Annotated in this window: 22 protein-coding genes; 12 read left to right on the top strand and 10 right to left on the bottom strand. The window is 57.7% G+C overall.

The window, feature by feature from the left end; genetic code table 11:
- Positions 1–75 precede the first annotated feature (75 nt).
- From EQG79_RS31430 to EQG79_RS30485, 5 genes are read left to right on the top strand one after another with little or no spacing between them, the layout of a single operon-like run.
- Positions 76–2,370, top strand: coding sequence for an alpha-amylase family glycosyl hydrolase (locus EQG79_RS31430; protein WP_240699523.1), 2,295 nt, complete (start codon positions 76–78; stop codon positions 2,368–2,370).
- Positions 2,363–3,532 carry an LLM class flavin-dependent oxidoreductase gene (locus EQG79_RS30500; protein WP_077921746.1) on the top strand — a complete coding sequence of 390 codons (1,170 nt, stop codon included), beginning with the start codon at positions 2,363–2,365 and terminating at the stop codon, positions 3,530–3,532. The genes EQG79_RS31430 and EQG79_RS30500 overlap by 8 nt, the downstream gene beginning before the upstream one ends.
- 60 nt (positions 3,533–3,592) lie before the next feature.
- Positions 3,593–3,949 (top strand): four helix bundle protein, encoded by a 357-nt coding sequence (locus EQG79_RS30495; protein ID WP_129606992.1) that lies wholly within the window; start codon positions 3,593–3,595, stop codon positions 3,947–3,949.
- A gap of 41 nt (positions 3,950–3,990) precedes the next feature.
- Positions 3,991–5,829: an SLC5 family protein gene (locus tag EQG79_RS30490; RefSeq protein ID WP_129606990.1), complete on the top strand. Its 1,839-nt coding sequence runs from the start codon at positions 3,991–3,993 to the stop codon at positions 5,827–5,829.
- Positions 5,830–5,860: 31 nt separating this feature from the next.
- Positions 5,861–6,772, top strand: coding sequence for a TolB family protein (locus EQG79_RS30485; protein ID WP_129606988.1), 912 nt, complete (start codon positions 5,861–5,863; stop codon positions 6,770–6,772).
- A 131-nt stretch (positions 6,773–6,903) separates the two neighbouring features.
- Here EQG79_RS30485 and EQG79_RS30480 read toward each other — a convergent pair whose 3' ends face one another.
- The 4 genes from EQG79_RS30480 to EQG79_RS30460 all read right to left on the bottom strand — a co-directional run bounded on the left by EQG79_RS30480 (position 6,904) and on the right by EQG79_RS30460 (position 8,844).
- Positions 6,904–7,152 carry a hypothetical protein gene (locus EQG79_RS30480; protein WP_129606986.1) on the bottom strand — a complete coding sequence of 83 codons (249 nt, stop codon included), beginning with the start codon at positions 7,150–7,152 and terminating at the stop codon, positions 6,904–6,906.
- A gap of 59 nt (positions 7,153–7,211) precedes the next feature.
- Positions 7,212–7,664 (bottom strand): pPIWI_RE_Z domain-containing protein, encoded by a 453-nt coding sequence (locus EQG79_RS30475; protein WP_077921586.1) that lies wholly within the window; start codon positions 7,662–7,664, stop codon positions 7,212–7,214.
- 235 nt (positions 7,665–7,899) lie between these two features.
- Complete coding sequence (locus tag EQG79_RS30465) at positions 7,900–8,148, bottom strand: hypothetical protein (protein WP_077921585.1); 249 nt, start codon at positions 8,146–8,148, stop codon at positions 7,900–7,902.
- A 303-nt stretch (positions 8,149–8,451) separates the two neighbouring features.
- A complete protein-coding gene (locus tag EQG79_RS30460) occupies positions 8,452–8,844 on the bottom strand; it encodes a pPIWI_RE_Z domain-containing protein (protein ID WP_129606982.1) in 393 nt (130 codons plus the stop codon).
- A gap of 292 nt (positions 8,845–9,136) precedes the next feature.
- Here EQG79_RS30460 and EQG79_RS30455 point away from each other — a divergent pair, with 292 nt between their 5' ends.
- From EQG79_RS30455 to EQG79_RS30430, 7 genes are all read left to right on the top strand, one after another.
- Positions 9,137–9,517 (top strand): PH domain-containing protein, encoded by a 381-nt coding sequence (locus tag EQG79_RS30455; RefSeq protein ID WP_129606980.1) that lies wholly within the window; start codon positions 9,137–9,139, stop codon positions 9,515–9,517.
- Between the two features lie 181 nt (positions 9,518–9,698).
- A complete protein-coding gene (locus EQG79_RS30450) occupies positions 9,699–10,781 on the top strand; it encodes a helix-turn-helix transcriptional regulator (RefSeq protein WP_077921581.1) in 1,083 nt (360 codons plus the stop codon).
- A gap of 300 nt (positions 10,782–11,081) precedes the next feature.
- Complete coding sequence (locus EQG79_RS30445; protein WP_077921579.1) at positions 11,082–11,984, top strand: hypothetical protein; 903 nt, start codon at positions 11,082–11,084, stop codon at positions 11,982–11,984.
- A gap of 63 nt (positions 11,985–12,047) precedes the next feature.
- The gene (locus EQG79_RS30440; RefSeq protein ID WP_077921577.1) at positions 12,048–13,556 is read left to right on the top strand and encodes a phosphatase PAP2 family protein; all 1,509 of its coding nucleotides are present in this window, start codon (positions 12,048–12,050) and stop codon (positions 13,554–13,556) included.
- 190 nt (positions 13,557–13,746) lie between these two features.
- Complete coding sequence (locus EQG79_RS30435; protein WP_077921575.1) at positions 13,747–15,837, top strand: alpha-1,4-glucan--maltose-1-phosphate maltosyltransferase; 2,091 nt, start codon at positions 13,747–13,749, stop codon at positions 15,835–15,837.
- Positions 15,838–16,021: 184 nt separating this feature from the next.
- Positions 16,022–16,186 carry a chryseobasin-related MNIO class RiPP peptide gene (locus EQG79_RS31160; RefSeq protein ID WP_161492760.1) on the top strand — a complete coding sequence of 55 codons (165 nt, stop codon included), beginning with the start codon at positions 16,022–16,024 and terminating at the stop codon, positions 16,184–16,186.
- Positions 16,187–16,195: 9 nt separating this feature from the next.
- Positions 16,196–17,332 (top strand): multinuclear nonheme iron-dependent oxidase, encoded by a 1,137-nt coding sequence (locus tag EQG79_RS30430; protein ID WP_129606978.1) that lies wholly within the window; start codon positions 16,196–16,198, stop codon positions 17,330–17,332.
- 3 nt (positions 17,333–17,335) lie between these two features.
- Here EQG79_RS30430 and EQG79_RS30425 read toward each other — a convergent pair whose 3' ends face one another.
- From EQG79_RS30425 to EQG79_RS30400, 6 genes are all read right to left on the bottom strand, one after another.
- The gene (locus tag EQG79_RS30425) at positions 17,336–17,944 is read right to left on the bottom strand and encodes a chemotaxis protein CheB (RefSeq protein WP_129606976.1); all 609 of its coding nucleotides are present in this window, start codon (positions 17,942–17,944) and stop codon (positions 17,336–17,338) included.
- Entirely contained in the window at positions 17,926–18,735 is an 810-nt protein-coding gene (locus tag EQG79_RS30420) for a CheR family methyltransferase (protein WP_077921571.1), read from the bottom strand. The genes EQG79_RS30425 and EQG79_RS30420 overlap by 19 nt, the downstream gene beginning before the upstream one ends.
- Before the next feature lie 9 nt (positions 18,736–18,744).
- Positions 18,745–19,110, bottom strand: coding sequence for a response regulator (locus EQG79_RS30415; protein WP_129606974.1), 366 nt, complete (start codon positions 19,108–19,110; stop codon positions 18,745–18,747).
- 248 nt (positions 19,111–19,358) lie between these two features.
- Positions 19,359–22,976, bottom strand: coding sequence for a response regulator (locus tag EQG79_RS30410; protein ID WP_129606972.1), 3,618 nt, complete (start codon positions 22,974–22,976; stop codon positions 19,359–19,361).
- Between the two features lie 20 nt (positions 22,977–22,996).
- A complete protein-coding gene (locus tag EQG79_RS30405) occupies positions 22,997–24,589 on the bottom strand; it encodes a response regulator (RefSeq protein WP_129606970.1) in 1,593 nt (530 codons plus the stop codon).
- Between the two features lie 318 nt (positions 24,590–24,907).
- A complete protein-coding gene (locus EQG79_RS30400) occupies positions 24,908–26,149 on the bottom strand; it encodes an ABC transporter permease (protein WP_077921564.1) in 1,242 nt (413 codons plus the stop codon).
- Between the last annotated feature and the right edge of the window lie 81 nt (positions 26,150–26,230).

Raw genomic sequence — 26,230 nt, 5'->3', positions numbered from 1 at the left:
TGGTTTTTTTAGCATGGGGGCACGGAGACACAGCAGAAATTTACTAACTCTGTGCGCTCTGTGCCTTTGTGTTTTATGGAAACTATGGGTTATAAAGACAAGGTTATTTATCAGATCTACCCGCGCTCGTTTGCTGATGCCAACGGCGACGGCATTGGGGATCTGCGGGGTATCACGCGCAAACTCGATTACCTGGTCGATCTGGGCGTCGATATTCTCTGGATCAGTCCGGTTTTCCAGTCGCCCAACGCCGATAATGGGTACGACATCTCCGACTACGAAGCCATCATGCCCGAATTCGGAACGATGGCCGACTTTGACGAGCTGCTGGCCCAGGCGCATAATCGCGGTCTGAAAATCGTGCTCGATCTGGTCGTTAACCACAGCTCCGACGAGCATCGCTGGTTTCAGGAAAGCCGGAAAAGCAAAGACAACCCCTACCGCGATTATTACATCTGGCGGCCTGCTGGTATGATCAACAACTGGCAGTCGTTCTTCTCGGGATCGGTATGGACCTACGATGCTGCTACCGACGAGTACTACCTTCACCTGTTCGCGGAAAAACAACCCGACCTGAACTGGGAAAACCCGGCCTTGCGACAGGCAATTTACCGGATGATGCGCTTCTGGCTCGACAAGGGCGTAGACGGGTTCAGGATGGATGTGATCCCGTTTCTGTCAAAAGACCCGCTGTTTCCCGACTATCCGGCGGGGCGCTTCGGGGACCTGACCATTCATGCCAACGGGCCTCGTATCCATGAGTTTTTGCAGGAAATGCACCGGGAAGTGCTGGCTCACTATCCTGACGTCATTACCATCGGTGAGGGCTTCGGTGTATCGGCCGAACAGGCCAACCTCTACGTAGGCGAAGCCCGGCAGGAGCTGAACATGATCTACCACTTCGATCATGCCGTACCCCGCGAGGAATACCGGTTTCTCGACCCCGCACCCGAGTTTACCCTGCCGCAGCTGAAAGCCGTTTTCGCCAAATGGAATGTAGCGCTGGCGAGCGGACCCGACGCCCCCGGCTGGCAGAATATTTATTTCGGCAACCACGACAACCCCCGCTGTCTGTCCCGTTTCGGCAACGTCGACCGCTATCATTACGAGTCGGCCACGATGCTGGCAACCGTCCTGCTGACCCAGCGCGGCACGCCCAGTATCTACCAGGGCGATGAGATCGGCATGACAAACTGCCCGTTCGACTCCATCGATGAGTATGACGATATCCAGGTGAAAAATGCCTGGCAGGCGCTGGTCGAACCGGGGAAGGGCGGATTGGTTGCGGGTGGCCCGGATTCGGATGAATTGAAGTCGTCGGCATCAATGCCGACGCGAGTCATAGATCGACCAGATCAGGATTTGGCCGGAGGTGGTGGGACATCTGCGAAGTTGGCCGAAAAATCGGGTGAACCTACCCCGTACGAGCCATGCGTAGAACCAGCATTCATGCCGGGGCAGGATTCGTCGGCATCAATGCCGACGCGAGTCATGGATCGACCAGATCAGGATCTGGCCGGTAGTGCGGCATCGGAGGAGTTGGTCGAAAAATCGGATGCATCCTCCTCATACGATCCATGCGTAGCTCCGGCATTGATGCCGGGTCAGGATTCGTCGGCATCAATGCCGACGCGAGTCATGGATCGACCAAGTCCGGATTTGGCCGGAGGTGGTGGGACGTCTGCTGACCTGGTAGAAAAACCGGATGAATCCTCCTCATACGATTCATGCGTAGAACCGGCATTCATGCCAGGGCAGGATTCGTCGGCATCAATGCCGACGCGAGTCATGGATCGACCAGATCAGGATTTGGCCGGAGGTAGTGGGACGTCTGCTGACCTGGTAGAAAAACCGGATGCATCCTCCTCATACGATCCATGCGTAGCTCCGGCATTCATGCCGGGGCAACATTCCGATCAGGCATCAAGAGCAGGGCGATTCCTGGCTACGGCTAACCGCATTGCCCGCGACCATGCCCGGACGCCAATGCAGTGGTCAGGCGCGGCCAACGCGGGCTTTACCGAGGGGGAGCAAACCTGGCTGAAGGTGAACCCCAATTACAAAACCATCAACGTGGCCAACCAGGCCCGGCAGGACCGGTCGGTATTGACTTATTACCGGCAACTGCTTCGGCTGCGGAAGCAAACCCCCGCTCTGCACACGGGTTCGTACCAGGACTGGCTGCCCGAGCACCCGACGGTGTGGGTATACGAACGCCGGCTGGGCGACGAGGTCAGAGTCGTATGGGCCAATTTTTCGGATCAACCCGTCGCCATTGATCGGCCGTCGCCCGGACCGGTTATCTTATCAAATTATCCAGATACGGCCGATGTATTGCGGCCCTTTGAAGCCCGATTATACCATGCTTGATTCCATAACGGCTGTGCCCGTCCGAACAACCGACCGGGTAGCCGAAATTGCCTGGTTCTGTGACCTCTGCGGGGGCGATACCGAATTCTTGGGTCAGCTCGACCCAACCCGGCGCAGCAGCTTTGCCCATTGCCGCGACATCCTGCTCATGGCCGAGCGGCAGGGGTTCAAAAACATACTGTTGCCCACGTCTTACGTAGTGGGGCAGGACCCGCTGTCCTTCGCGTCGGCCCTCTCGCAGCTAACGACCGACATCAGCCTGCTGGTAGCGATTCGAACCGGCGAATACCATCCGCCAATGCTGGCCCGGATCATCAGCACGCTCGATCATCTGCTGGAGGGGCGTCTGACGATCAACATCATCAACTCCGACCTGCCCGGCTACCAGGAAGAGGGGCCCCTGCGCTACCAGCGGTGCAGCGAGACGATCGAGATACTGCGGCAGGGCTGGACCCAGGACCGCGTTGTGCACGATGGCCCCGTTTACGGGCCGCTTAACCTGTCTAGCCAACCCGTCAAACCCTACCAGCAAAACGGCGGTCCGCTGCTGTATTTTGGGGGTATTGCCGATGGCGCGCGCGAGGTATGTGCCCGGCAGTGCGACGTGTTTCTGATGTGGCCCGAGAAAGAAGAAAGCCTCTACGCGACCATGCAGGACGTATCGGCCCGGGCGGCCCGCCACGGACGTACCATCGATTTCGGCCTGCGTATCCACGTCGTGGTGCGCGAAACCGAAGCGGAAGCCCGCGCCTGGACCCGCCATCTGATGAGCCGGTTCGATGCCGATCAGGCCGAAGCGCTCAAGCAGCGCACCCAGGATGGAAAGTCGCTGGGGGTATTGCGGCAGGACGCCATGCGTCAGGAAGCCGACGACGAAGGCTTTGTCGAGCCGATTCTCTGGACCGGCATCGGCCGGGCCCGCTCGGGAGCCGGTGGGGCGCTGGTCGGCACACCCGATCAAATCATCCGGCAACTCAATCGCTACATGGACATGGGCATCCGGTCGTTTGTGTTTTCCGGCTACCCGCTGCTCGACGAGTGCGAACTGTTCGGCCGACTCGTACTGCCGCACCTCCCCAACGTTCGCCTGGCCGACGTACAGGGCCGTCGCCCCGCCACAACCCCCGAAACGCCGTTAACTTTTGGAACGTTAGCTTATTGAATGATGAATGATGAATGATGAATGATGAATGATTTGTAAAAACCTAAACCGACTTGTACGATGAAAAAGGAAAATGTTGTTCGGGAGAAAAGCTTCCGATTTGCGGTTCGTGCTATCCGCCTTTACCAATACATATGTGATGGGCAGAAGGAATACGTATTGAGTAAACAGATGCTTCGATCAGGTACATCAGTAGGAGCTAATGTTCGCGAGGCAGATAATGCCGAGAGCAAGGCCGACTTTATACACAAAATGGGTGTAGCGCAGAAAGAAACTGACGAAACGCTCTACTGGCTTGAGTTAATGAAAGAAACGGGTTACCTGGCTGAAAAAGAGTTTACCAGCATGCATGCTGATGCAGATGAACTGCTTAAGCTGATTCGTAGTATTATCATAACTGCAAAAGCTAACCGATAATACATTCTTCATTTATCGTTCATCATTCATCATTATAAAGCTTGTTAAGTCAACTCGAAACCATCGACGTCGTTGTGCTGGTGCTGATGCTGGCCATCATGCCCACCGCCGGTATCATCATTGCCCTGCGTAAAAAAACGGCTGAAGATTATTTCCTGGCCGGGCGGTCCATTCGCTGGTGGGCGGTGGCGGGGTCGGTATTTGGTACCAATATCTCGTCGTTTCACCTGATCGGCATGCTGGGTATCGGCTACTCCATCGGGTTCGTACAGGCCCATTACGAGATTGTATTTCCGGCCATACTGCTGCTGTGTTTCGTATTCCTGAGTTCGTACCGGCGACTGGATGTCTTTACCCTCTCGCAGTATCTCGAAGTACGCTACAACGACAAAGCGCGACTGCTGTACACCATCCTGCTGATCCTGATCATTCTGGTCCAGCTGGTCGGCTCGTTCTATGTCGGAAGTATTACCCTGCAATGGCTCTTCGGCGGCACCAGTTTTGCCATGTCGTACCCGGCGGGCCTCCTCCTGATCGGCCTCATTACCTGCTCCTATACCATCTGGGGCGGTATGGAAAGTATCGTCGTGACCGACACCATCCAGACCGTTATGATGCTCGCGGCCGGCACTGCGGTGGCTTATTTCACCCTGAGCCAGCCCGAAATTGGCGGGTTCATGGGTTTGCTCGACCTGGATGCGGCCCAGCCCCGCGAGGTCCAGAAAATGCATCTCTACCTGCCCAGTAATCACCCTAACCTGCCCTGGACGGGTATTTTTACGGGCCTGCTGCTGCAGCACTGTTTCAACTTCAGCACCAACCAGTTTCTGGTGCAGCGCGTCCTGGCGGCTAACTCCGACCACGACGCCCGGCGGGGAGTTATTGCCAGCGGCTTTCTGAAACTGACCATTCCGTTCTTCAGCATTTCGGCGGGCGTGGCGGCCTTTTACCTGTTTCGGGCCCGCTTCGGTACGATCGACTTCAACTCAGACAATGCGTTTCTGAAACTGGTCGAAACCGTTATCCCGCCCGGTACCGGTCTGGTTGGCATGATTCTGGCCGGGCTGACGGCCGCCACGTTTTCGTCCGTCGACTCGATGATGAATGCCGCTACGACCCTGCTGACGGTCGATGTGTACCAGAAATACGTGAACCCCGGGGCCAGCGACAGACAGATTGTGCGGTTCGGCCGGCTGATGATCGTGGTGATGGTCGTGGCCAGCATCGCGCTGGCGCTGTATACCTACACCCCCGATCGAACGAATAACTTCATGCTGAAGGTATCGGCGCAGCTGTCGTACTTCACACCGGGCATTATGGTTGCGTTTTTTGTCGGGGTGTTGTGGCGGGGTGCTTCCGCGCGGGCGGCTGTAACCGCTATGGCGATGGCTCCCTTTTACGGCCTGCTGGCCGAGTTCATCTACGACAACTTTCTCGGTACCAGCCCGGCCGTGGCAGCGGTATTTGGCCAGAAACTCAACTTCATGCATCGGGTCTTTCTGACCTTCGTACTGAGTCTGACTACGCTCGTTGCACTCAGCCGGACGCTGTTTCCCAACCAGAATCTGGCGGGTTTCGAGCGACTGCGCGTGAGCCTGAACGCCGGACAACTGGCGCGGGCAGTCGGGTTGTTCCTGGTCGTGCAGGCGGTGTTTGTCGGGTTGGTTTTCTGGGGCGGTTTCGCGCCGAAAAGCCTGGCGCCCTGGGCGGCTCTGGTTACGCTGGGGCTGTTCCTGCTGCCCAATCAGGCCGTAAATGAACCGGCAGCGGCTGGCCCCGACGAGACCGGTACAAAGCCGTCGTTATCGCTCAGGGGGGATCTGCGCTGGGCGGGCGCCTTGACCGCCGGTAGTGTGGGCATATTGTATTATTTTGCGTGAGGTCTGTTACTCCCGGACTATCCCACCCTGTATGCCACGGCTCTATCGCGCTGCTTTTCGTCCTCTGTTTTTCGCAGCCTGGCTGGCTGTGCTTACGCTATCCGGCCATCTGGTGGCCTGGGGGCAGGCCCCGCCCGATACGGAACTGTTTCTGGTCGATCTGACCCGGAACGGGCAGGCGCTTCAGGTCGGTACTCCCCGCAACATTACCCAGCGGAAGGGCTACGACAATCAGCCCTCGTTCACACCCGATGGTCGGGCGGTGCTGTATACATCGGCTCGCGAGGATGGGCAGACCGACATCTATCGCTACGATCTCCGGCAGCAAACAAACACCCCGCTCACCCGGACGTCCGAAAGCGAATACTCGCCTACCGTTACCCCCGATCGGGGCTATTTTTCCGTTATTCGGGTCGAGAAAGACCAGACGCAGCGGCTGTGGAAATTCCCGATCTCGGGCGCGGGCAACCCGGTGCTGGTACTCGAGAACGTAAAACCCGTCGGCTATCACTGCTGGCTCACACCCGATTCGCTGGCGCTGTTCATCCTGGGCAAACCCAATTCGCTGCAACTGGCCCGCGTCAGCACCGGCGATACGGCCCGGCTGGCAGGTAACATCGGCCGGTCTCTGCACAACGTGCCCGGTAAAAAAGCGGTCAGCTTCATACACAAGCGAACCTCCACCGACTGGACCATCAGCCAGCTCGATCGGCAAACCCGTCAGATCAGCCCCATTACGCCGACTCTGCCGGGTAGCGAAGACTTTGTCTGGACACCCGACGGTACCCTGCTGATGGGTCAGGGAGCCGCGCTGTATCAGTGCCGGCCGGGCAACGGCACCGGCTGGACAAAACTGGCCGACTTCAGCGCGGCCGGCATCACCCAGATCACCCGTCTGGCCATAGACCCTCGGGGCAAAACGCTGGTGTTTGTAGGGCAGTGAGAAGCGCGGGGCGAATCGGCTGGCTCGACGCTTCTGGTTGCAGCCTATTCGCTGAAACAGCCTATATACGACGGAGCCGCTAACCCGGAGATGGGTCAGCGGCTCCGCTGTGTTTACTGATGTATGGGCGCTTACTGTGGCAAGGCGCTGAACGTCGGGAAATGGTAGACCCGGAAGAGTGGGTTCTGATCGACGTTCCAGTTTTCCTGCTGCGCTACCTCGTTCAGCCAGTCCGAAATGTCGGCCTGATAGGTGCTGTAGCCCTGGTTACGCAGAAACTGCTGTACCATCAGGGTGGTTGTGCAGCCTTCGGCCAGGATCAGCGTGGTGGCGGCCATCCGTACGGCCTGCTGGTCTAGTTTTCGATGCGTTACGTTCATTAGTCAGGTTGTTTGGTTATGTGGTACATCGTAAGTACCCGATGTAATGGGCAGTTGGCCTAGCCCAGCGCCTGCCGAAACAGGGTGACGCGCTCACGCAGGATCGTGCTGCCGACCTGAGCGTTGAGGTTTCCTTTGAGCGTGAAAGCGCGCAGGTCGGACCGCAGACCGGCGTATTTGATCAGGGCGTTGTACCAGACGTTGCGGTTCTGGTAGGGAGCCAGCAGCATCCGGGCCTGGCTCAGCATCCGATGCTGGCGGGGCGACCAGATGGGCCGCTGCCGGAAAGCAGCACCCTGCCCGTTCAGCAGGTCGGGCAGTGACTCCGGCGGAGCCAGCGGCAGCAGCTCGGCCATCAGAAATAAGCCCAGTTCGATGTTCAGCAACCGGTTGGCAACCATACCCGGCAGGGCATGACGGAAGCGAAGCCGGGTGGCTAGTGGCTCCTGCCAGCGAAGCTGACTGGCCAGAACCGGGCGGGCAACAGGAGCGGTGGTCAAAAGAGCGTTCATTAGTATCGTTGTTCGTTGTTCATATCAAATTTCACACTAGAAGAACGTAATCTTTTTACGTTGTACATTTTTTGTGAAATTTATTTTCGATGAACCCGCCCCGGCCACACCTGCCATGCGGCCTGGGCGCACAGGGGCCACAACCGAAGCCCCCACAGCGGCTCCGTACGGGTCGACAGGAGCGGCTGTGGGGGCGGGTAAGCGAGCTGGTGGAAGCCTGCGAGCGCCGGTCGATCTACTGCGGCAGCAGCGGTAGCCTCGGAAAATAATAGACCCGAAACAGGCCATTGTCGTGAACGGACCAGCCCTGCTGGCCGGCTATCACAAACAGCCACTGCGAAACTTCAGCCTGATAGGCCCGGTACCCACGGTTGCGCAGAAACTGCTTCACGCAAAGGGTCGTCGTATAGCCCTCGGCCAGAATGAGCGTCGTAGCGGCCAGCCGTACAGCCGCGGGTGTCAATTGCCGGAGTGTGGCGTTCATGCGTGGGTTTGGATGCGGACCCTGTACCGGATCGTACACGGGGCCGGGTGATAAACTGTGTGTTCGTACTTCTGTATATAACCCATGGCAATAGCGGGGCAGTTTGCTTCCGTATTTCGTCGCCAGCAGGATTGGTTACGGCCGTCACCATAATGAGTTTCACCAGCATCTGGGCGAGACGGTTGGTGCTGTTTCCGGTACGGAGCCAGGTGGGCCGACGGGCGCAGTGATCAGCGCATGACGGCCGGATAGAACCGGGCCCACGCCTGCTGGAGCCGTTGAGTCATGAATGATGACTCAGGGTCAGGCCAGCATTTTCCGAAGTACGCCGATGCGGTTGCGCGAGAAGCCAACGGTCTTTTCTGTGAAGCGGCTCAGGTCACGGCTGATGTCGTAGGCGAGCCGGTGGGTGGGGGCGGTCGCGTAGGCGTCGAGCAGGGCCTGCCAGTGGCTGGGGTTGGCAAAATGAGCCAGTAGCAGCCGGGCCCGGTTGAGGTATTTATGCTGCTGCGGGGTGAGGCTGGCGCGGGTGCTGGTGTCGGCCGAGAGCAGGGCGGGGAGCGCCGTTGGCGGGGCTGACGGACGTAACTGACCGAGCAGGTAGAGGCCTAGTTCGAGGTCAACGAGTTGCCGGGTCGAGAGCGACGGGCGGTGGTAAGCGGGGGCGTTTGAGCGAGGACGTTGCGTATGGTTCATGATCGTCGTATGTGATTGTCCGACTCAAAGTTGCTGTACTGTAAACGTAAACTATTTACGTTCTCTGTTTTTTCTGAAAAAAAGTTTTGGTTGCTTTGTCGGCATACCAGCGCCCCTATCTACTTGAATATTCATCCAATTCTAAACATGTAAAGTAAATGGCAGCTGTATGTAAATTTTTTCAACCTGGGATTCACATTGAACCCTAAACATGAAAAATAGGTGTGCATTTACATGTATACATATAAATAGCTTTGATTAAATTGCCACTCAACTAATCCAATCAAAGCCAATGGGCCTTTTTTCCGCACTATTGGGAAACGCTGGAGCTGTTTCCCCTGAAGAACTGAACCGTGATTACAACCGCCTGTTAGCCGAAGGGGAAAGTATCGAAATCGGGTTTAAGCTATTTCGTGATGTATTCATGTTTACAAACAAGCGGCTTATCCTTGTTGATAAGCAGGGCCTTACGGGACGTAAGACAGACTATTTATCGGTAGCCTACAAGAGCATTTCACGTTTTAGCATTGAAACGGCTGGCGACTTTGATCTAGATGCTGAGCTTAAGATTTGGGTATCCAGTGAACTGAAGCCCAGTATAGAAAAGAAGTTCAACAAGTCGGTAAATATCTACGAATTACAAAAAGTCTTAGCCAAACACGTTATGGGTTGAAAATCAAGCTCTAATGATATTCAAAGCACGAAAAGCCTTACAGACGATTCGATCTGTAAGGCTTTTTTAACGTTTTTCGAGTTTTACGTCTGGTTCCTGCCAACCTGCCAATACTAACGTAATCCTAATCCGTTTTTTACATTTCGTTTTACGTTTAATATCTGCTGCCAACGACTTCGACATGCCCATAACCCGTTCTGCCTTTCAACGCTACCGACTCATCGACGAGGTAATCAGCCGGTACCCCCGCCGGTATTCCAAACAGCAACTTTTCGAACTCTGTCAGGATAAGTGCGGCATCCGGTCCATCTCGTCGCTGGAAAAAGACATCCAACGGATGCGCGAAGACCACGACGCACCCATCGAATACGACAAGCGGGCCAACGGCTATTACTACAGCAACCCGCAGTTCCGGCTCCTGAACCTGATGCTGAGCCCCGACGATATGGAAGCGCTCGACTACGCCCGCGAGGTGCTGGCCGCTACCCAGGGCGCTACCGTGGCCGATGAACTGACCAACGCCCTCCAGAAAGTCCGGCAAAGTCTGGATATTATCCGCGAGGTGAAGAGCGACGGCAGTGCCCCGGCACCGTCGCGCCGGATCGTATACGTCGAAGAAAAGATTCTTGGCGGCAACCGCCAGTACGTACCCATGCTGATTCGGGCCGTGAACCAGAACCGGCAGGTGGCGTTCCGGTATCTCAAACACGAAGAGGCCGTATCGGCCCAGCGCGGCACTCCAGCGCGGCTACGGCGGGGCGCGCGTATGACCGAACCCGAGCGGCCCAAACTTCGTATTCTGCATCCTATTCTGCTACGCGAAGTGGCTGACAGCTGGTATGTTATCGGCTACGACGCGGCCAGCGGCAGCGAGCGGACGTTTGCCCTCGACCGCATGAGCGATCTCGAACTTCTCGACGATCCCTGCGATGTGCCGCCCGCCGTGCTGGCCAGTGTCAGCGACCTGTTCGAACACATCTACGGCATCACCGACAGTCACGGCCCGGTCGAGAATATCGTGCTGTCGTTTAGTCCGCTGTTTGGTCGGTACGTAAAAGCCAAGCCTATCCACCAGACTCAGGAGGTGATCAGCGATACCGACGAGGCCTGCGTCGTGCGGCTCCGGCTGGCCCCCAACCGCGATCTGCTGATGCACCTGCGCTCGTACGGCGAACACCTGACCGTACTGCAACCCGCCAGCCTGGTCGAGGAGATGAAGGCATCGCTGGTGGCGATGCTGGCCCGTTATAGCTCCCCAACCTGACGGTTCGCTGCTGACGCACATGAGACGCGATGGGTTGGATCACCTATCCTGACGGTTTATTGCTGACGCACAGGAGACGCGATGGGTTGGACCACCTATTCGGATGGTTTGTTGCTGACGCACAGGAGACGCGATGGCCGGGTCGCCGGGCGGTCGCGTCTCTACAGATAACCGGAAGCGCAAAACGTTAATTCGGTAGGCCGGATAGTCGAAAAATGGGCTGGCCGTTGACGCGGAATATCGATTTTTACAATGGGCGGGGGGACTGGCCGTTTATCTTTACGATACTAAACCGTAGCCATGCGTCGAATCGTACCCATTGCAATTTTTCTGCTCACTCTTTTTGTCGATCCGTTTGTCCGTGCCCAGGGGCTGGTAGATGGGTTCATGCGCGGGCAGCGCAAAGCCAGTCTGGCCCTGACTTATTCGCAGGAATCCTTCGATCGGTATTACGTAGGCACGCGCGAAATCCGCGATCCGAACCTCGGTACCGTCAGCACCCAGTCGCTGAACCTCTACGCCACCTATGGGCTGGGCTATGACCTCGACCTGATCGTCAATGCCCCCTACGTCCGCACCGAAGCCAGCGCGGGCTACTGGCCCAAACAGGAGGGATTTCAGGATCTTACGGCTGCGCTCCGCTGGGAAGCCTACGATTATAAGTTCGGAAAAACCCGGCTGTCGTGGCTCTTCGCGCTGGGGTATTCGCTTCCCTTGCAGAACTACGTCATCGACGCCCCCGTCACCATCGGCCACGGGTCCCGGAACCTCGACGGCCGCACCATGCTGCATTTCAAAGCCGGTGCGTTCTTCCTGACCGGCCAGTACGGCTACATCCGGCGGGGAGCGGTTTCCCTCGATCGGGTGGCCAATTACTACCAGCCTGACAACCTCAACCCCAACAGCGGTTCGAAAGTCAACGTGCCCGACGTGACAGACATCGTGGTTCGGTCGGGCTTCTCCACGAAGTATTTCTACGTTGACGGGTGGTGGCAGCAGCAGTCGCCCTACAGCAAAGGAACCGACATTGCGCCCGGTATTCCCTATCCAACCAACGCCGTTGGGTTTACGCGGGCCGGGGCTAGCCTCTACATGCCGCTGATTCGGAAGTTTGGGCTGACGGGCGCCTACAGCACCACCCTCGACGGCCGCAACGTCGGAAAATCGACGCGACTCAGCGGAGGTTTTATTATCGGATTATAACCAGACCAATCGGCCTTTCGGCTTTTCTATAACCTCACCCGGCCCACCGGGCGAACGCGACCGATGAAAACATACGCCTGTCTATTCGTTACCCTCTCGCTGCTCACGGGACTGTCGGCCTGTAAGGAGCCAACCATCGATGAGGGTATTCTGCCATTCGTAACCCCCACCTCGACCGACTCGACGGGCGGTACCTGGCGAACGGTACTCCTGACGTCAGCGGCTGAGATTGCCGTCCCGCAACCAGCCGCCATCACTTCCGACGCCTACCAGAGTGAGCTGACGGCGGTTAAGAATGGACTGCTCAGCGCCACACCCGAGCAGAATACGGCTGTCAACTACTGGGCTGCCGGGAGTGTGCAGCGCTGGAATCAGATTGCCCGACTGCTGGTTTCCAAGTACAATGTCGATGCGGCTTATGACGAAACTACGGGCCAGTATGCGCCCTACGATGCCACGAAACCGGTGGCCAGTGCGCCTTATGCCGCCCGGCTCTATGCCCTGCTCAGCGTAGCCCAGTACGATGCGCTGGTCGTATCGTGGCGGGCCAAGTTTCGCTACAACCGCCCGTCGCTGGAGCGGCAGGGAATCCTGGCGCGGGTGCCGATTCTCGACGTGCCGTCGTATCCGTCAGAAGATGCGGCCGTAGCCGAAGCCTCGTGTCAGGTGCTGGCGTATTTCTTTCCGGCCGAAACGGCCTGGCTGAAAGCCAAAGCGGCAGAACACAAACAGAGCCGGGTCTGGGCGGGCGCCTGCGTACCGAGCGATCTTAAAGCCGGTGAAGAACTGGCCGCTGCGGTAGCCGCCAAAGCCATCACCTACGCCCGCACCGACCGGTTCGATCGGGCTCGTGACCCCAACAATACCTGGGAAAGCCTGCGGAGCCGCGCGCCTTACGACCTGACCTGGAAAAGTCTGGACATACCGGCCCGGTCGCCCATGCTCCCGCTGGCCGGTACAACCCGAACCTGGTTCGACTCGACGGCCATAGTCCGGGCGCTGCCCGCTGCTCCTCCCGCCACCACGACCCCCGCTTTTCAGCAGGCGCTGGCCGACGTGCGCGACCTGGCCAACACCCGCACCCGCGACCAGTGGCGAATAGCCGAGTTCTGGTCCGATGGCAGCGGTACCTACACCACCCCCGGCCACTGGAACCGCATTGCCGAAGACCTCGTACGGCAGTATGGGCAGAACGAACTGCGCTCGGCGCGGACGTATGCGCTCATGAACCGGGCCATGCAGGATGGCGCTACCGTAGGCTGGCGAACCAGCTTCACCTATTTTGTACCCCGCCCGTCGCAGGTTGACCCAACCATTAAAACGGCCGTACGGATTCCGAACATGCCGGGCTATCCGTCTACCCATGCCCTGCTGGCCAATGCGGCTACTACGGTGCTGGTGTATCTTTTTCCGAACGAAGCCGAGGTGCTGAAAGCCCAGGCGGCCGAAGCTACCCTCTCGCAACTCTACGGGGGCGTTCAGTACCGGTTCGATGTTGATGCGGGGGCTCGCTCGGGGGTGGCTGTAGGGCAGTTGGCCGTTGGCTGGGCCAGTGCCGATGGAGCCCGATAAGTTTGAATAGTTGGCGATCGTTCGTGACAATTGCCGGGTGTTGTGCGTTACGAAGTAAGGCCGTTTTGTTCCCGTCCGTAAATTCGGACGCCGGGTTTTTAGCATAAAACGGCGGCTGCACTGTTTCTTTGCAGCACGGTTCTGGCCTGAAAAACCACTTTGTACGTCAACTAACTTACGTGTATCACGAATGAATAGTCCCAAAACAGCCCCTGCCCGTTCGCGCAGTAAAGCGTCGGCCGTGGCTCCAACTGTATCTGCCGATGCGACACTACCCGTAACTGTCGCATTGCCGCTCATCGACGGACAATCGCGAGTGGTGATCGAACGCGTCAGCCCTGAACTCGACGGGGGGCGCTTCCCCATCAAAGCCGTGCCGGGCGATGTGATCGCGGTAGAGGCCGATGTGTTTGCCGACGGACACGATTACCTGTCGGTCCGGCTGCTTTATAAACATACCGACGACGAAAGCTACCGCGAAACGGCCATGGCGCTGCTGGGCAACGACCGCTGGGGAGCGTCGTTTGTGGTTGAGAAGCAGGGCCGTTATACCTACACCATCGAAGGCTGGGTCGACCACCTGGCCTCCTGGCAGCACGAAATACACCTGAAAGTAGCCGACGGCCAGCGCATCACGAGCGAACTGCTGGCGGGCGCGCAGTACGTAGACGGGCTCATTCGGCGGGCCGGTGGCGACACGAAACCCGCCCGGAAAGGGGGCAAAGCCGCCGACGAATCAGCCGACCTGAAAGCGCTGCGCGAGATGGCCGCCCTGTTCCGCGACGAGAGCCGTTACGACGAAGCGGTGTCGGTAGCCGAAAGCGACCAGTTTACCTTCTTCGCCAAACGATATCCCGAGCGCCAGCACCCTACGCGCTACAGTCCCGAGCTGGGCGTTGAGGTAGACCGGGCCAGGGCCGGATTCAGCACCTGGTACTGCCTGTTTCCCCGCTCGGCCGCGCGGGAAGAAGGCAAGCATGGCACCTTCCGCGATGTAGAGGCTTTGCTGCCGCGCATTGCCGGCATGGGTTTCGACGTGTTGTACCTGCCGCCCATTCACCCGATCGGGATGGCGCACCGCAAAGGCAAAAACAACTCGGTAATTTGCCAGCCGGGCGAGCCGGGGGTACCGTACGGAATCGGATCGGAGCTGGGCGGGCACGACGCCATCCACCCCGAACTGGGTACGGTCGAGGATTTTAAACACCTGATTGCCATTGCTGCCAACTACGACATGGAGGTAGCCATGGACCTCGCCATTCAGTGTTCGCCCGATCACCCCTGGGCTAAGGAGCACCCCGAGTGGTTCAAAAAACGGCCCGACGGCAGTATCCAGTACGCCGAAAATCCGCCCAAGAAATACCAGGATATCTACCCCGTTTATTTCGAAACCGAAGACTGGCAGAACCTGTGGCTGGAACTGAAACGCATACTGCTCGTGTGGGGGTCTTGGGGCGTGCGCATCGTCCGCGTCGATAATCCACATACCAAGCCGTTTGCGTTCTGGGAGTGGCTCATTGCCGAAGTGAAGAAAGAGTACCCGGATATGCTGTTTTTGTCCGAGGCTTTCACCAAGCCCAAAGTGATGCAGGAGCTGGCCAAGCGCGGGTTTGCCCATTCGTATACCTACTACACCTGGCGGAATACAAAAGCCGAGATGCAGGAGTACCTGACGGAGCTGACCCAGGGTGAGATGCGGCATTATTTCCGGCCTAACTTCTGGCCAACCACGCACGACATCAACCCGTACAGCCTGCAGGGAGGCCACGAGCCGCAGTTCCTGATCCGGTACTTCATGGCGGCTACGCTGTCGAGCAACTACGGTATTTACGGCCCGTCGTTCGAGCTGATGGAACATGTGCCGTTCCCCAACAAGGAAGAATTCCTGAATTCCGAGAAGTACGAAATCCGGTACTGGGACTGGAACAAAACCAACAAGCTGACCTACCTCATCGGGCTAACCAACCGCATCCGGCGCGAGAATGCCGCCCTGCAGCAGACCAACAACCTGACCTTCTGCACCGTTAGCGACGATGCGATTATGGCGTATCTGAAAACGGCCGCCAGCAACCGCCTGCTGATCGTGGTCAATACGGATGCGTACCAGCGCCGGGCCGGCATGGTTCAGGTGCCGATCTGGCAGCTGGGCATCGGTGGCGACGAGTCGTATCAGGTCCACGATCTGCTGACGGGCGCCTACTACACCTGGAAGGGCGAATGGAACTACGTGGAGCTGGACCCTTACGTGCTGCCCATGCACATCTTCCGCATTGAACGGTAAACGGATTTTTTGTACAACGTCCAAAGCGCCGGCGACTTCGGGTTGTCGGCGCTTTTTTTGGCGCGTCTCCGTAAAAAAAACGGTTGCTTTTCCAACCGCGGAGCCGGCAAGCGGGTCTGGAGAACAGAACCGCTTGCCGATGGGCAGGTGGCCTGTTGTTTCACCCATTCCTGTTCCTGGACGTATGAAAATTTCCAAACCACTTCTGCAGGCTATGGCGCTGGCCGTGGCCGTAACGACCGTTGGCAGCAGCTGCAAAGACGGCCTTGTGAAACCCAAAAAAGAAGAAGCGAAGAAAGAGCAGCAACGGAAACTGCCCGACAATTGCCCGGCCTGCGGCATGGGATAAGCCCCAACTATGACCGACATTCGCTCATCGGTAGCCTGCAACCTCGACAGCCATATACTGCGGGCTGCGCTGCCGCTCTTTGCCGACGAAAAAGTAGGCGCCATCGAGTGGTCGTTCGATGCGCTGGTTAACCCGCGGTCCATGCCTGACTGGTTTGCCGAGCTGCTGCGCACCTACAGCGGAGCAGGCCGACTGCTGGGCCATGGCGTTTTCTATTCCCTGTTTTCGGGCCGGTGGACGGGGGCGCAGCAGCAATGGCTGGATCAGCTGAAATCGCTTAGCCGGACCTACCGGTTTGACCATGTTACCGAACATTTCGGGTTCATGACCGGGGCCGACTTCCACAAGGGGGCACCCATGAGTATTCCGTTTACCGAGTCGACACTGGCCATCGGCCGCGACCGGCTGCTGCGCTTGCAGGATGCCTGCCACTGCCCGGTTGGCCTCGAAAATCTGGCGTTCGCCTATACGGTCGATGAGGTTGACCGGCACGGTGCTTTTCTGAACCAGCTGATCGAGCCCGTCAACGGGTTCATCATCCTCGACTTACACAACCTCTACTGCCAGAGCCGGAATTTTGGCGTTGATCCGGACGGGTTGCTGTCGCTGTACCCGCTCTATCGGGTGCGCGAAATTCACCTCTCGGGCGGGAGCTGGGCGCCGTCGGCGGTTGAGCCGGGCCGAACCATCCGGCGCGATACGCACGACGATGCGGTGCCGGCCGACGTTTTCCGGCTGCTGAAACAAGCCATCGACCTGTGCCCAAACCTCCGGTATGTCGTGCTGGAGCAGCTGGGCGCGGGCCTGCAAACCGACGGGCAGCAGAGCCAGTTTCAGCAGGATTTTCTGTGGATGGACCATATCGTACAGGCTGCCAACCAGATCCGTAACCCCCTGATCAATCACTCGTTCCTGCCGCGCCGGTTCCACGTGCCCGACCCCAGCCCACTGGAAGACCCGCTGCTGTATGCGCAGCAACTCGAACTGTCAGACATTCTGGAAACGTCGGTGAGTTACGCCCAGGCGCAGCAACGGCTGGCCGGGTCGGGGCTGGCCCGGTCAGACTGGGCGGTAGAAACGTGGCAGCCTGCCATGCTCGAAACGGCCCTGGCCATTGCGCAGAAGTGGAAAAACGGCTTCGACTGACTCTCAGCGACTACGAGTCGTGTTAAGGTCGTTGATGAACCGGATCAGGCCCGGAATGTCGAGCACGTTATCCGCCACTCCGCCCGATATAGCCTGTTGCGGCATGAACCCAACCTGAGCCGTGTTGGGCTCCTGAACAACCGTAAAACCGCCCGTGCTTTTGATGGCCTTCAGCCCGGCGGTCCCGTCGGCGTTGGCCCCCGACAGCAGCACCCCTACCAGCTGCGACCCGCATACGTCGGCTGCCGACTCGAAGGTAACGTCGATGGACGGGCGGCTGTAGTTGATTTTCTCGGAATCGTCGAGCGAGAAGGTGCCGTCGCGTTCGAGCAGCAGGTGATAGTCGGCCGGGGCCAGGTAGATCGTGCCGGGCCGGATAACGTCTTTGTCGTCTACTTCTTTGACCGGAACGGACGTTTTGAGGGAGAACAGATGGGCCAGCGTAGAGTCGGCCGTATTCCGGCGATGCACCACAATGATGAGCGCAAACGACAGGGGGGGCTGTAAAGCAGGCAGCAACCGCAGCAGCACATCGATGCTACCGGTAGAGCCGCCAATAACGACAACACTACAGTCGACAGAATGACCCGCGTTTAGCCTATTTTTCGCCATATTTTTTCGCCTTCGAGTTGTTTGTAGCGGGACTGGATGCTGGAAAACTTCAGGGTTTCCTTGCTGCCCAGGCCCAGGTAGCTGAGCGGGGCCAGACTCTCATCAAACAGCGTAAGCACCCGCTCCTGTAATGTCTTCGTGAAATAGATCAGCACATTCCGGCACAGGATCAGGTCAAACTCATTGAACGACCGGTCAGATACCAGGTTATGCGTCGAAAAAACCATTTTCTCGGCCAGCTCTTCGTTGAACTTCACCCGTCCGTAATGCGCTGTGTAGTAGGTCGAAAAATCGGTCGTGCCGCCCGACAGGATGTAGTTTTCGGAGTACTGCTTCATGGCGCTCATCGAGAAAATACCTTTGCGGGCCGATTCCAGTACTTCCGGGTTGAGGTCGGTGGCGTACAGAATCGACTTATGCAGCAGCCGGACCTCTTTCAACAGAATAGCCATCGAGAACACCTCTTCGCCCGTTGAGCAGCCCGCGTGCCAGATCCGGATAAAAGGCTTGGCCGTCAGGGTTGGCAGTACCTCGGTGCGCAGGGTCCGGTAATAGGTGGGGTCGCGGAACATCTCGGTTACGTTTACGGTCAGTTCCTCCACGAACCGTTTCAGGTAATCGGGGTCGGAGCGGACCCGGTAGCGCAGTTCGGCAAAGCTCGGAAACTTGTCCAGCGTCCACAGGCGGTTGATGCGTCGTTTCAGCGACGCCCGGGCGTATTGCGTAAAGTCATAACCGTATACTTCATACAGGTCTTTCAACAACAAATCGATTTCTTCCTCCTCAATCATAGTCATTCATCAGATAGTCGACAGCAGTTGTAGTAACCGGTCTACATCAATGGGCTTGGCAATGTAGTCGGTAGCGCCCGCGCGCAGGCATTTTTCCCGATCGCCGACCATAGCCTGTGCCGTCACCGAAAAAATAGGGGTGTTGCGTCGGCTGTCGAGGTTTTTGATGCGTGGAATGGCTTCGTAACCGTCCATGTCGGGCATCATCATATCGATCAGGATGGCATCGATCGGGGTGTCGGTTTTGAGGATATCCAGGGCATCGTGGGCGTTCAGGCACGACACACACTCGAACGATCTGGCCTTCAGCGTGGCGGTCAGGGCGAATATATTTCGGGCGTCATCGTCAATAATCAAAATTCGTTTTTTCGACATGTAACAGGATGTTTGAGGGAAAAGCTAGTTGAGTTTATGTGTGTAGCGGGGGTTTACTGCCAGGCGGTACATCTCTTCGTCACCGTGGTGCGTGTCCTCACGGACCACATTTGCGTCAGCAACACCATCCGGATAAGTGGTCCGTGAGGACACGCACCACCGTGAACCCGCCCACCGCACGCACCACGGTGTAGAGCCGCGACCGCCCCGGCCCTCGCGGCTCATGTGCGTCAGCCAATCCGACCCATCTAGGCCCGGTCGTAGAGCCAGACGCGCAGCAGGGAGACGAGCTGGTCGATGTCAACGGGTTTGGTGATGTAGTCCGATGCGCCCGCCTGAATGCATTTTTCCCGGTCGCCGGTCATGGCTTTGGCCGTTACGGCAATGACGGGCAGGTTGCGCCACTGATACTGCTCCCGAATCTGGCGGGCGGTTTCGTAACCATCCATCTGGGGCATCATCATGTCGAGCAGCACCACGTCGACGTCGGGGTTTTCGGCCAGCTTCTGCAGGGCTTCTTTTCCGTCCAGCGCGGCAATGACGGTCATGTTGTACTGCTCTAGGGCTTTCGACAGCGAGAATATATTCCGAACATCATCGTCGGCGACCAGCACCGTTTTGTTGGTCAGCACCTGACTTAGGCCACCGAGCTTTTTGCCCGCGCCGTTGGTGCCGCTGGCGGCTTTGTTCTCTTCAACCAGGTGCAGAAACAGCGACACCTCGTCGAGCATGCGCTGGTACGAGTGGGCCGTCTTGACAATGATCGAGTCGGCATATTGCTTGATTCGGAGCTCCTCGGCCATGGACAGGCTTTTGCCGGTGAAAATGATGATGGGCAGGTTCTCGAAGCCAGGGTTCTTTTTGGCTTCTTCCAGCGTCTCGTAGGCTTTATGGTCGGGAATGCCCATGTCCAGAATGACACAGTCGACTTCCCGTCGCTTCAGCGCATCGATCCCTTCCGTCACGTTGCTCTTCAGTTCCGAGCTGATATCGAAGGTCTCCAGAAAGTAGGCCAGGGCTTTGGCATGTTTGGGGTTATCTTCGATGATCAGTACCTTTTTGGGGTCGCGGTTGAGGACGTATTCGATCTTTTTGAACACGTCCTGCATCTGTTCAAACGCCATCGGCTTATCGACAAAATCGATGGCCCCTTTCATCAGGCTCTCGTTTTTGAGCTTGTGCGACGACATGATATGTACCGGAATGGGGCGGGTCTGCGGGTTGGCTTTCAGCGCGTCCATCACTTCCCAGCCGCTCATAACGGGCAGCTGAATATCGAGCAGGATACCCACTGGTTTGTACGTGATGGCCAGCTGGAGGCCCTCGTCGCCCCGAACCGACACAATCCCCTTGTAGCCTTTCTTGCGGGTGTAGTCGAGCAGCGATTTGGCGAAGCTGGTATCATCTTCAACGATCAGCAGGGTTTTGTCCTGCTCCGTAATGGTGTGCCGATCGTCGGGGATGGCTTCCGGAATAACGGTGCTGATGTACCGGCCAGGCTCCGCGGCCGGGCGTCGGGCCGGGGTCGCTACCGGGCTGGGCGTCGGCTCTGGCTGGGCCGGTGAGGGGCTGGCCGGGCCGACCGGCTGGTTCGGTGAAACGGGCAGGTGGATGGTAAAGGTACTGCCCTCGTCGACCTGACTCCGGAGGGTGATCTCGCCACCCAGCAGCTTGGCCAGCTCGCGGCTGATCGACAGACCCAGTCCGGTGCCGCCGTACTTGCGCTTGGTCGACCCGTCGGCCTGCTGGAAGGCTTCGAAGATCAGCGGCTGCTTCTCGGCAGGTATGCCAATGCCCGTATCGGTTACCACGAAACAGAGCGCGTTGGACCGCGACGTTTCCCGCTCGATAGACAGCGACACGCTGCCCGTAGCCGTAAACTTGAGGGCGTTGGACAGCAGGTTTTTCAGGATCTGCCCGAGTCGGGTCCGGTCGGTTTCTATCAGGGCGGGTACGTCGGGCGCCGTCGTAATGGTGAAGTCGAGCCCTTTTTCGCGGGCCAGCATACCGAACAGGGCCTGCAGCTCGTCGGTGATGTCGGTCAGGGCTACCTCCTGGTATTCGAGTTTCATCTGCCCGGCTTCGATCTTCGACAGGTCGAGGATTTCGTCGATCAGCCCCAGCAGCCCGTTGCCCGACGACTGGATGACCCGTGCGTACTCGACCTGATCGTCGTTCAGGTTGGCTTCGGTATTTTCGGCCAGCAGGCGGCTCAGCAGCAGAATCGAGTTGAGGGGCGTCCGCAACTCGTGCGACATATTGGCCAGGAATTCGGATTTGTAGCGCGTAGCCAGCTCCAGCTCGTCGGCTTTTTTCTGGATGTCGTTGTTCTTTTCTTCCAGCAGCAGGCCCCGCTCTTCGAGTTCGGTATTGGTCTGCTGGAGCTCTTCCTGCTGGACCCGCAGCTCCTCTTCCGACGCCTGCAGCTTCTGGGCCTGCATTTCCAGCTCGGCGTTCAGGTTCTCCATCTCGCTATGCTGCGCCTGTAGTTCCTCGGCCTGGGCCTGGGTTTCTTCGAGGAAATTCTGGAGTTTGACGTAATCCAGCGCGGCATTGACGCCCATGGCCATTGCTTCGCGGTTGGCTTCTACAAATTCGAGTGTCAGTGGGTCGGGTTTGTCCAGCAGGCCCAGTTCCAGCACGCCCAGGCAGGTATCGCCGTATACGAGCGGAGTCAGCACCAGCGTGTTGGGTACCGCTTCGCCCAGCGACGAGCTGATCCGGCTGTAGTCGGCGGGTACGTTGTCGATAACCATCGTTTTCTTGCGCTCGATAACATGGCCAATCAGCCCTTCGCCGGATTTGACGGTGACAGGCACGTTTTTGGCGGCAAAACTGCCGGCCAGCGAGAAGGTGAGGTTGTTATCGAGGAGGTAGATCGTACCCAGCGGAGCCCGGAGGTAGTCGGCCATGGTATCGATCAGGCGGGTAGCCAGCCGGTTGATGTCGCGTTCACCCCGAATGGCGTCGCTGATGCGGACGGCTCCGCTCTGCAGCCAGTTTCTGGCGTTGAGGTCGGTAAAGGTCTGTTCGAGGGCGCCGGCCATCTGGTTCAGCGCCCGCGCAATACGGCCCAGCTCATCGTCTTTGGTATCCTGACTTCTGACGGCGTAGTTACCAGCCGCAATGCTCTCGGTAATGTCTTCCATGACGGCAATTCGCCCGGCCGTTTCAATGTATTTCTCTTCGGCCTCCTGCTGCCGGGTAATCCGGTCGTCCATATCTTTTTTGATACGGACGTAGGTGAAGGCGGTAATCAGCATGGAGATAATGGCCGATATAACCAGCAGGAAGGGCGTATAGGTAATGTAGACCTGCTGTTGCTGGGTGCGGTTGCGCAGCAGGGCGTTTTCTTCGGCTTTCATCCGCTCCACAACGACCCGTAGTTCATCCATCACCTGCTTGCCGCGTACCATCTCCCGATGGCGGGCTACGGTATCCCGGCTGAACTCTCTGTTGCGAACGACCATGTTGATAATCCGCTGCATCTGCGCAAACTTGGCCTCGTACAGCCCTTTCGCCTGCGTCAGGTTTTTCTGTTGCGCGGGATTGTCGCTGGTGAGGTCGCGGAGTCGTTCGTGGCTGGCCAGTACTTTCTGCCGGCTGCCCTCGTAGGGTTGCAGGAACAGGGGGTCGAGCGTCAGCAGATAGCCACGCTGCCCCGTTTCGGCATCTTTCATGAACGAGATAATATTCTCCGATTCAATCAGGACCTGGTTGGTGCGGTTGACCAGCTGCGAGTTGCTGATCAGTTTCTGGATGCTGTAGAACGAAGCGGTCAGGCTAATCAGCAGCAGCAGCGTTGATAAGGAAAAAACGAGCTGTAGCTGCCGGATTACTGAGTTCGACGTTGAGGTTGGTGGCATGTGTGCAAATAAATAGGGACTTACAGTGAGCTGGAATCAGAGAGCCGGTGGGGTTGGCTAACCGGCAGGACCAGGATAAACCGCGTGCCTTCGTTGGGGCGGCTCCGGGCCGAGATCAGGCCGTTGTGTTTGTCGATGTTCTTTTTGGCAATGGCCAGCCCGATGCCCGTGCCTTCGTAGCTGGTGCGGCTGTGGAGTCGCTGAAAAATAACAAAGATCCGGTCGAGGAATTTCTCGTCGAAGCCGATGCCGTTATCCTGGACGACAATCCGGCAGAACGGGCCCTCATCGGCCGGGTCGGCATCGATGGCTTTCCGGTCAATGCGCTCGCCGAAGATGCTGATGACGGGCGGCTGATCGGGCTGCGAAAACTTAAGCGCGTTGCTGATCAGGTTCTGGAAAACCTGCCGGATGCGGGTCGGTATGACCTCAAGAACGGGCAGGGGCGCCACCGTAACGAGCGCTGACCGGCGGCTGATCACATCGTCGAAGTCGAGCAGCAGGTCGTCGAGCAGGTCGTTGAGGTCGGTAGGCTGAAACGGTTCGGGGGCCGACAGCTGCGAGTACGCCAGCAGGTCGTTGATCAGCGCCGACATCCGCGCCGACGACCGGATGGAGCGGTCGAGGTACGAAACCGCTTCGTCGTTGTCTTTAAGGTATTTCTCCTTGATCGTATCGTTGAGGAGCTGAATTTTTCGGAGCGGCTCTTTCAGGTCATGCGACACCACCCACGTAAACTGCTGCAGTTCGTGGTTGGTGCGTTCCAGCTCGGCGTTCTTGAGCAGCAGTTCGTTCGTCCGGATTTCGACCTGTTGTTCGAGCAGTTCGGCGGCCTGCTTCTGGGGGTGAATGTCGGTGAACGTCCCGATCCAACGGGTCAGCACGTCCTGTTGCCGGATCGGCAGAATGCGCAGCAGGTGGTAGCGGTAGTCGCCGGTACTGACGTTTTTGAGCCGTACCTCGCGGGTAAACTCGGTAACCGCATCGCGGCACGATTCCCAGCCGGGGCAGATGTCATCGTCGGCGTGGATGTCGGGGAAGGTGGTTGGGCTGGCTGCGTACCGGAACCAGTGTTCGTTTACGTATTCGAGTTGGCCGTCGGGGGTGATGGTAAACGCCATCTGCGGCAGAGTGGCCAGCACGGTCTGTAGTTCCTGAACCCGGGCTGCCAGCTCTTCCTGGGCGCGCTTGCGAACGTCGACTTCTTTGCGGAGCGAATCCTGAATGGTGCGTAACTCCTGCTGCTGTTCGTACAGCTTGCGGAGGGTCTTTACTTTCAGCACCAGAATATCCGGGTCGACGGGTTTGGTCAGGTAGTCGACGCCCCCGGCGGTATAGCCTTTGGTGATAAACCGCTTCTCGGTGTTGACCGCCGACAGAAAAATGATGGAGGTGTCGCGGGCTTTGCTAAAACCGGCAATGGCATTGGCCACCTCGAAGCCGTCCATCCCTGGCATCTGAACGTCGAGGATGATGACAGAGTAGGCGTTTTTAAGCACTTTTTTCAGGGCTTCTTCCCCCGAACCGGCTGTATCGACCGAAAAACGATGCAGTTCGAGAATCTTCTTGAGGGGGAGAATATTTTCTGGCCTGTCATCAACGATAAGAATCATGTAAAAGCTACTAGTTAGAACGAGGATATCGAAGGCGCTTAGTCATTACGTTACGGTGTATACGGTAGGTAAGTCCAGACGGCTTATATCCAACGGATCTATCAAAGAGCCAATTGAACCGAATGCGGCTGTGTAATTCCGGCGTGAAGATAAAAGCCAAAGTCAGGTGCTTCCAAATCGGTAGCCCATATAGAGATAAACCACATTGGTAAGGTTTTGATTAATAAAGCACTAGGTCCCGGCTCTGCATGCCTGGCTTTGCCAGGATGCCGGCCGCCGACAGGAGCTGACCGTGGTCGTGACGAACAGGTAACCGGTTTACTTGGCCCGGATGGCGATAACGGGGTCCATACGGGCGGCCGAAAAGGCCGGAATGATACCGGACAGAATCCCGATCACGCTCGATACGCCCAGGCCGAGAATGATGTTGCTAGCCGTTAGCTGAAGGTCCAGGCTGCCCAGGTTCATGAAGGAAAGCAGATACACGAAGAAAATCCCCGCCAGTCCGCCCACCAGGCTCAGCAGCACGGCTTCGAACAGAAACTGGAAGAGGATAAAGTAGTTCTTGGCGCCCAGCGATTTCTGGATGCCGATAATATTGGTCCGCTCCCGTACGCTGACGAACATGATGTTGGCAATGCCGAACCCGCCAATCAGGATCGAGAACCCGCCAATGACCCAGCCCGCTACGGTCAGTACGCCGAAAATACCGCCGATCGCCTGGGCCAGCGCTTCGGGCCGGTTGATGGCGAAGTTATCATCCTGCGTAGGCCGCACACCCCGGCGGGTACGCATCAGTCCCCGAATTTCGCTCTCCAGTTCGAGCAGTCCCTGGTCGTCGTCGTACCCTTTAATGGCTATGCTGATACTCGGGTTGATGGAGTGGAACATCTTGGCAAACGCGCCGATCGGAATCAGGCATTTGATATCCGGATTGCCCCCCACGTTGAGAATACTTTCGCCTTTACGCTCCTGAACCCCGATGACCACGTAGTTGAGTCCGTTCAGTTTAAAGGACTGGCCAACCGGCTCCTGACCCGGAAACAGATTGTCGGCTACGTCGGACCCGATAATGGCTACGTTGCGGGCGTTGTCTATCTCCTGCTGGGTAAAATAACGGCCCTGTTCGATAGGCACGTCCGAAATCTTGTTGTAATCGAAGGTGGTGCCCTGAATCAGAGACGACATGCTGTTGTTCCCCTGCTTTATGGTTACGCGTCCCTTAAAGTCGAGCGCTACAACGGCCTGGGCGGTTTCGAGTCGCTCGGCCAGAAATTTGTATTCGTTCATGCTCGGCTCGGGCCGCTGGAAATACTTCCACCACTGATACTCGCCCCCGAACGACCACGGCCATTTTTCTACGTAAACGACTTTGTCGCCGATGAACGACAGACTGTCTTTGATGTTACGCTCCAGCGAGTCGACCAGCGTAAAAACGGCAATGATGGCAAAGATGCCAATCGTAACGCCCAGCAGAGAGAGCGTGGTACGAAGCAGATTCGAGCGTAGCGCCTGCCACGCAAACCGGAAACTTTCGAACGTCTGGCGAATAAACTGCACGTTGTATAGAGGACAAACCGCCGGAGCGGGCCGGATGGAAAAAACGAGTGTATGAATATACGGCGTCTTTAGCCGACTACC

It is taken from the genome of Spirosoma sordidisoli, assembly GCF_004138325.1.
GTDB classification, from domain to species: Bacteria; Bacteroidota; Bacteroidia; order Cytophagales; family Spirosomataceae; genus Spirosoma; species Spirosoma sordidisoli.
The sequence above is the reverse complement of the archived record's forward strand: the minus strand, read 5'-3'. Positions and strand labels throughout refer to the sequence as shown.

Excerpts from the sequence above, each read along its gene's own strand:
- EQG79_RS31430 (WP_240699523.1), top strand. The coding sequence starts at position 76 with ATGGAAACTATGGGTTATAAAGACAAGGTTATTTATCAGATCTACCCG.
- EQG79_RS30450 (WP_077921581.1), top strand. The coding sequence starts at position 9,699 with ATGCCCATAACCCGTTCTGCCTTTCAACGCTACCGACTCATCGACGAG.
- EQG79_RS30440 (WP_077921577.1), top strand. The coding sequence starts at position 12,048 with ATGAAAACATACGCCTGTCTATTCGTTACCCTCTCGCTGCTCACGGGA.
- EQG79_RS30445 (WP_077921579.1), top strand. The coding sequence starts at position 11,082 with ATGCGTCGAATCGTACCCATTGCAATTTTTCTGCTCACTCTTTTTGTC.
- EQG79_RS30420 (WP_077921571.1), bottom strand. The coding sequence starts at position 18,735 with ATGATTGAGGAGGAAGAAATCGATTTGTTGTTGAAAGACCTGTATGAA.
- EQG79_RS30475 (WP_077921586.1), bottom strand. The coding sequence starts at position 7,664 with ATGAACGCTCTTTTGACCACCGCTCCTGTTGCCCGCCCGGTTCTGGCC.
- EQG79_RS30495 (WP_129606992.1), top strand. The coding sequence starts at position 3,593 with ATGAAAAAGGAAAATGTTGTTCGGGAGAAAAGCTTCCGATTTGCGGTT.
- EQG79_RS30485 (WP_129606988.1), top strand. The coding sequence starts at position 5,861 with ATGCCACGGCTCTATCGCGCTGCTTTTCGTCCTCTGTTTTTCGCAGCC.
- EQG79_RS30465 (WP_077921585.1), bottom strand. The coding sequence starts at position 8,148 with ATGAACGCCACACTCCGGCAATTGACACCCGCGGCTGTACGGCTGGCC.
- EQG79_RS31160 (WP_161492760.1), top strand. The coding sequence starts at position 16,022 with ATGAAAATTTCCAAACCACTTCTGCAGGCTATGGCGCTGGCCGTGGCC.
- EQG79_RS30405 (WP_129606970.1), bottom strand. The coding sequence starts at position 24,589 with ATGATTCTTATCGTTGATGACAGGCCAGAAAATATTCTCCCCCTCAAG.
- EQG79_RS30425 (WP_129606976.1), bottom strand. The coding sequence starts at position 17,944 with ATGGCGAAAAATAGGCTAAACGCGGGTCATTCTGTCGACTGTAGTGTT.
- EQG79_RS30410 (WP_129606972.1), bottom strand. The coding sequence starts at position 22,976 with ATGCCACCAACCTCAACGTCGAACTCAGTAATCCGGCAGCTACAGCTC.
- EQG79_RS30500 (WP_077921746.1), top strand. The coding sequence starts at position 2,363 with ATGCTTGATTCCATAACGGCTGTGCCCGTCCGAACAACCGACCGGGTA.
- EQG79_RS30430 (WP_129606978.1), top strand. The coding sequence starts at position 16,196 with ATGACCGACATTCGCTCATCGGTAGCCTGCAACCTCGACAGCCATATA.
- EQG79_RS30415 (WP_129606974.1), bottom strand. The coding sequence starts at position 19,110 with ATGTCGAAAAAACGAATTTTGATTATTGACGATGACGCCCGAAATATA.
- EQG79_RS30455 (WP_129606980.1), top strand. The coding sequence starts at position 9,137 with ATGGGCCTTTTTTCCGCACTATTGGGAAACGCTGGAGCTGTTTCCCCT.
- EQG79_RS30435 (WP_077921575.1), top strand. The coding sequence starts at position 13,747 with ATGAATAGTCCCAAAACAGCCCCTGCCCGTTCGCGCAGTAAAGCGTCG.
- EQG79_RS30480 (WP_129606986.1), bottom strand. The coding sequence starts at position 7,152 with ATGAACGTAACGCATCGAAAACTAGACCAGCAGGCCGTACGGATGGCC.
- EQG79_RS30460 (WP_129606982.1), bottom strand. The coding sequence starts at position 8,844 with ATGAACCATACGCAACGTCCTCGCTCAAACGCCCCCGCTTACCACCGC.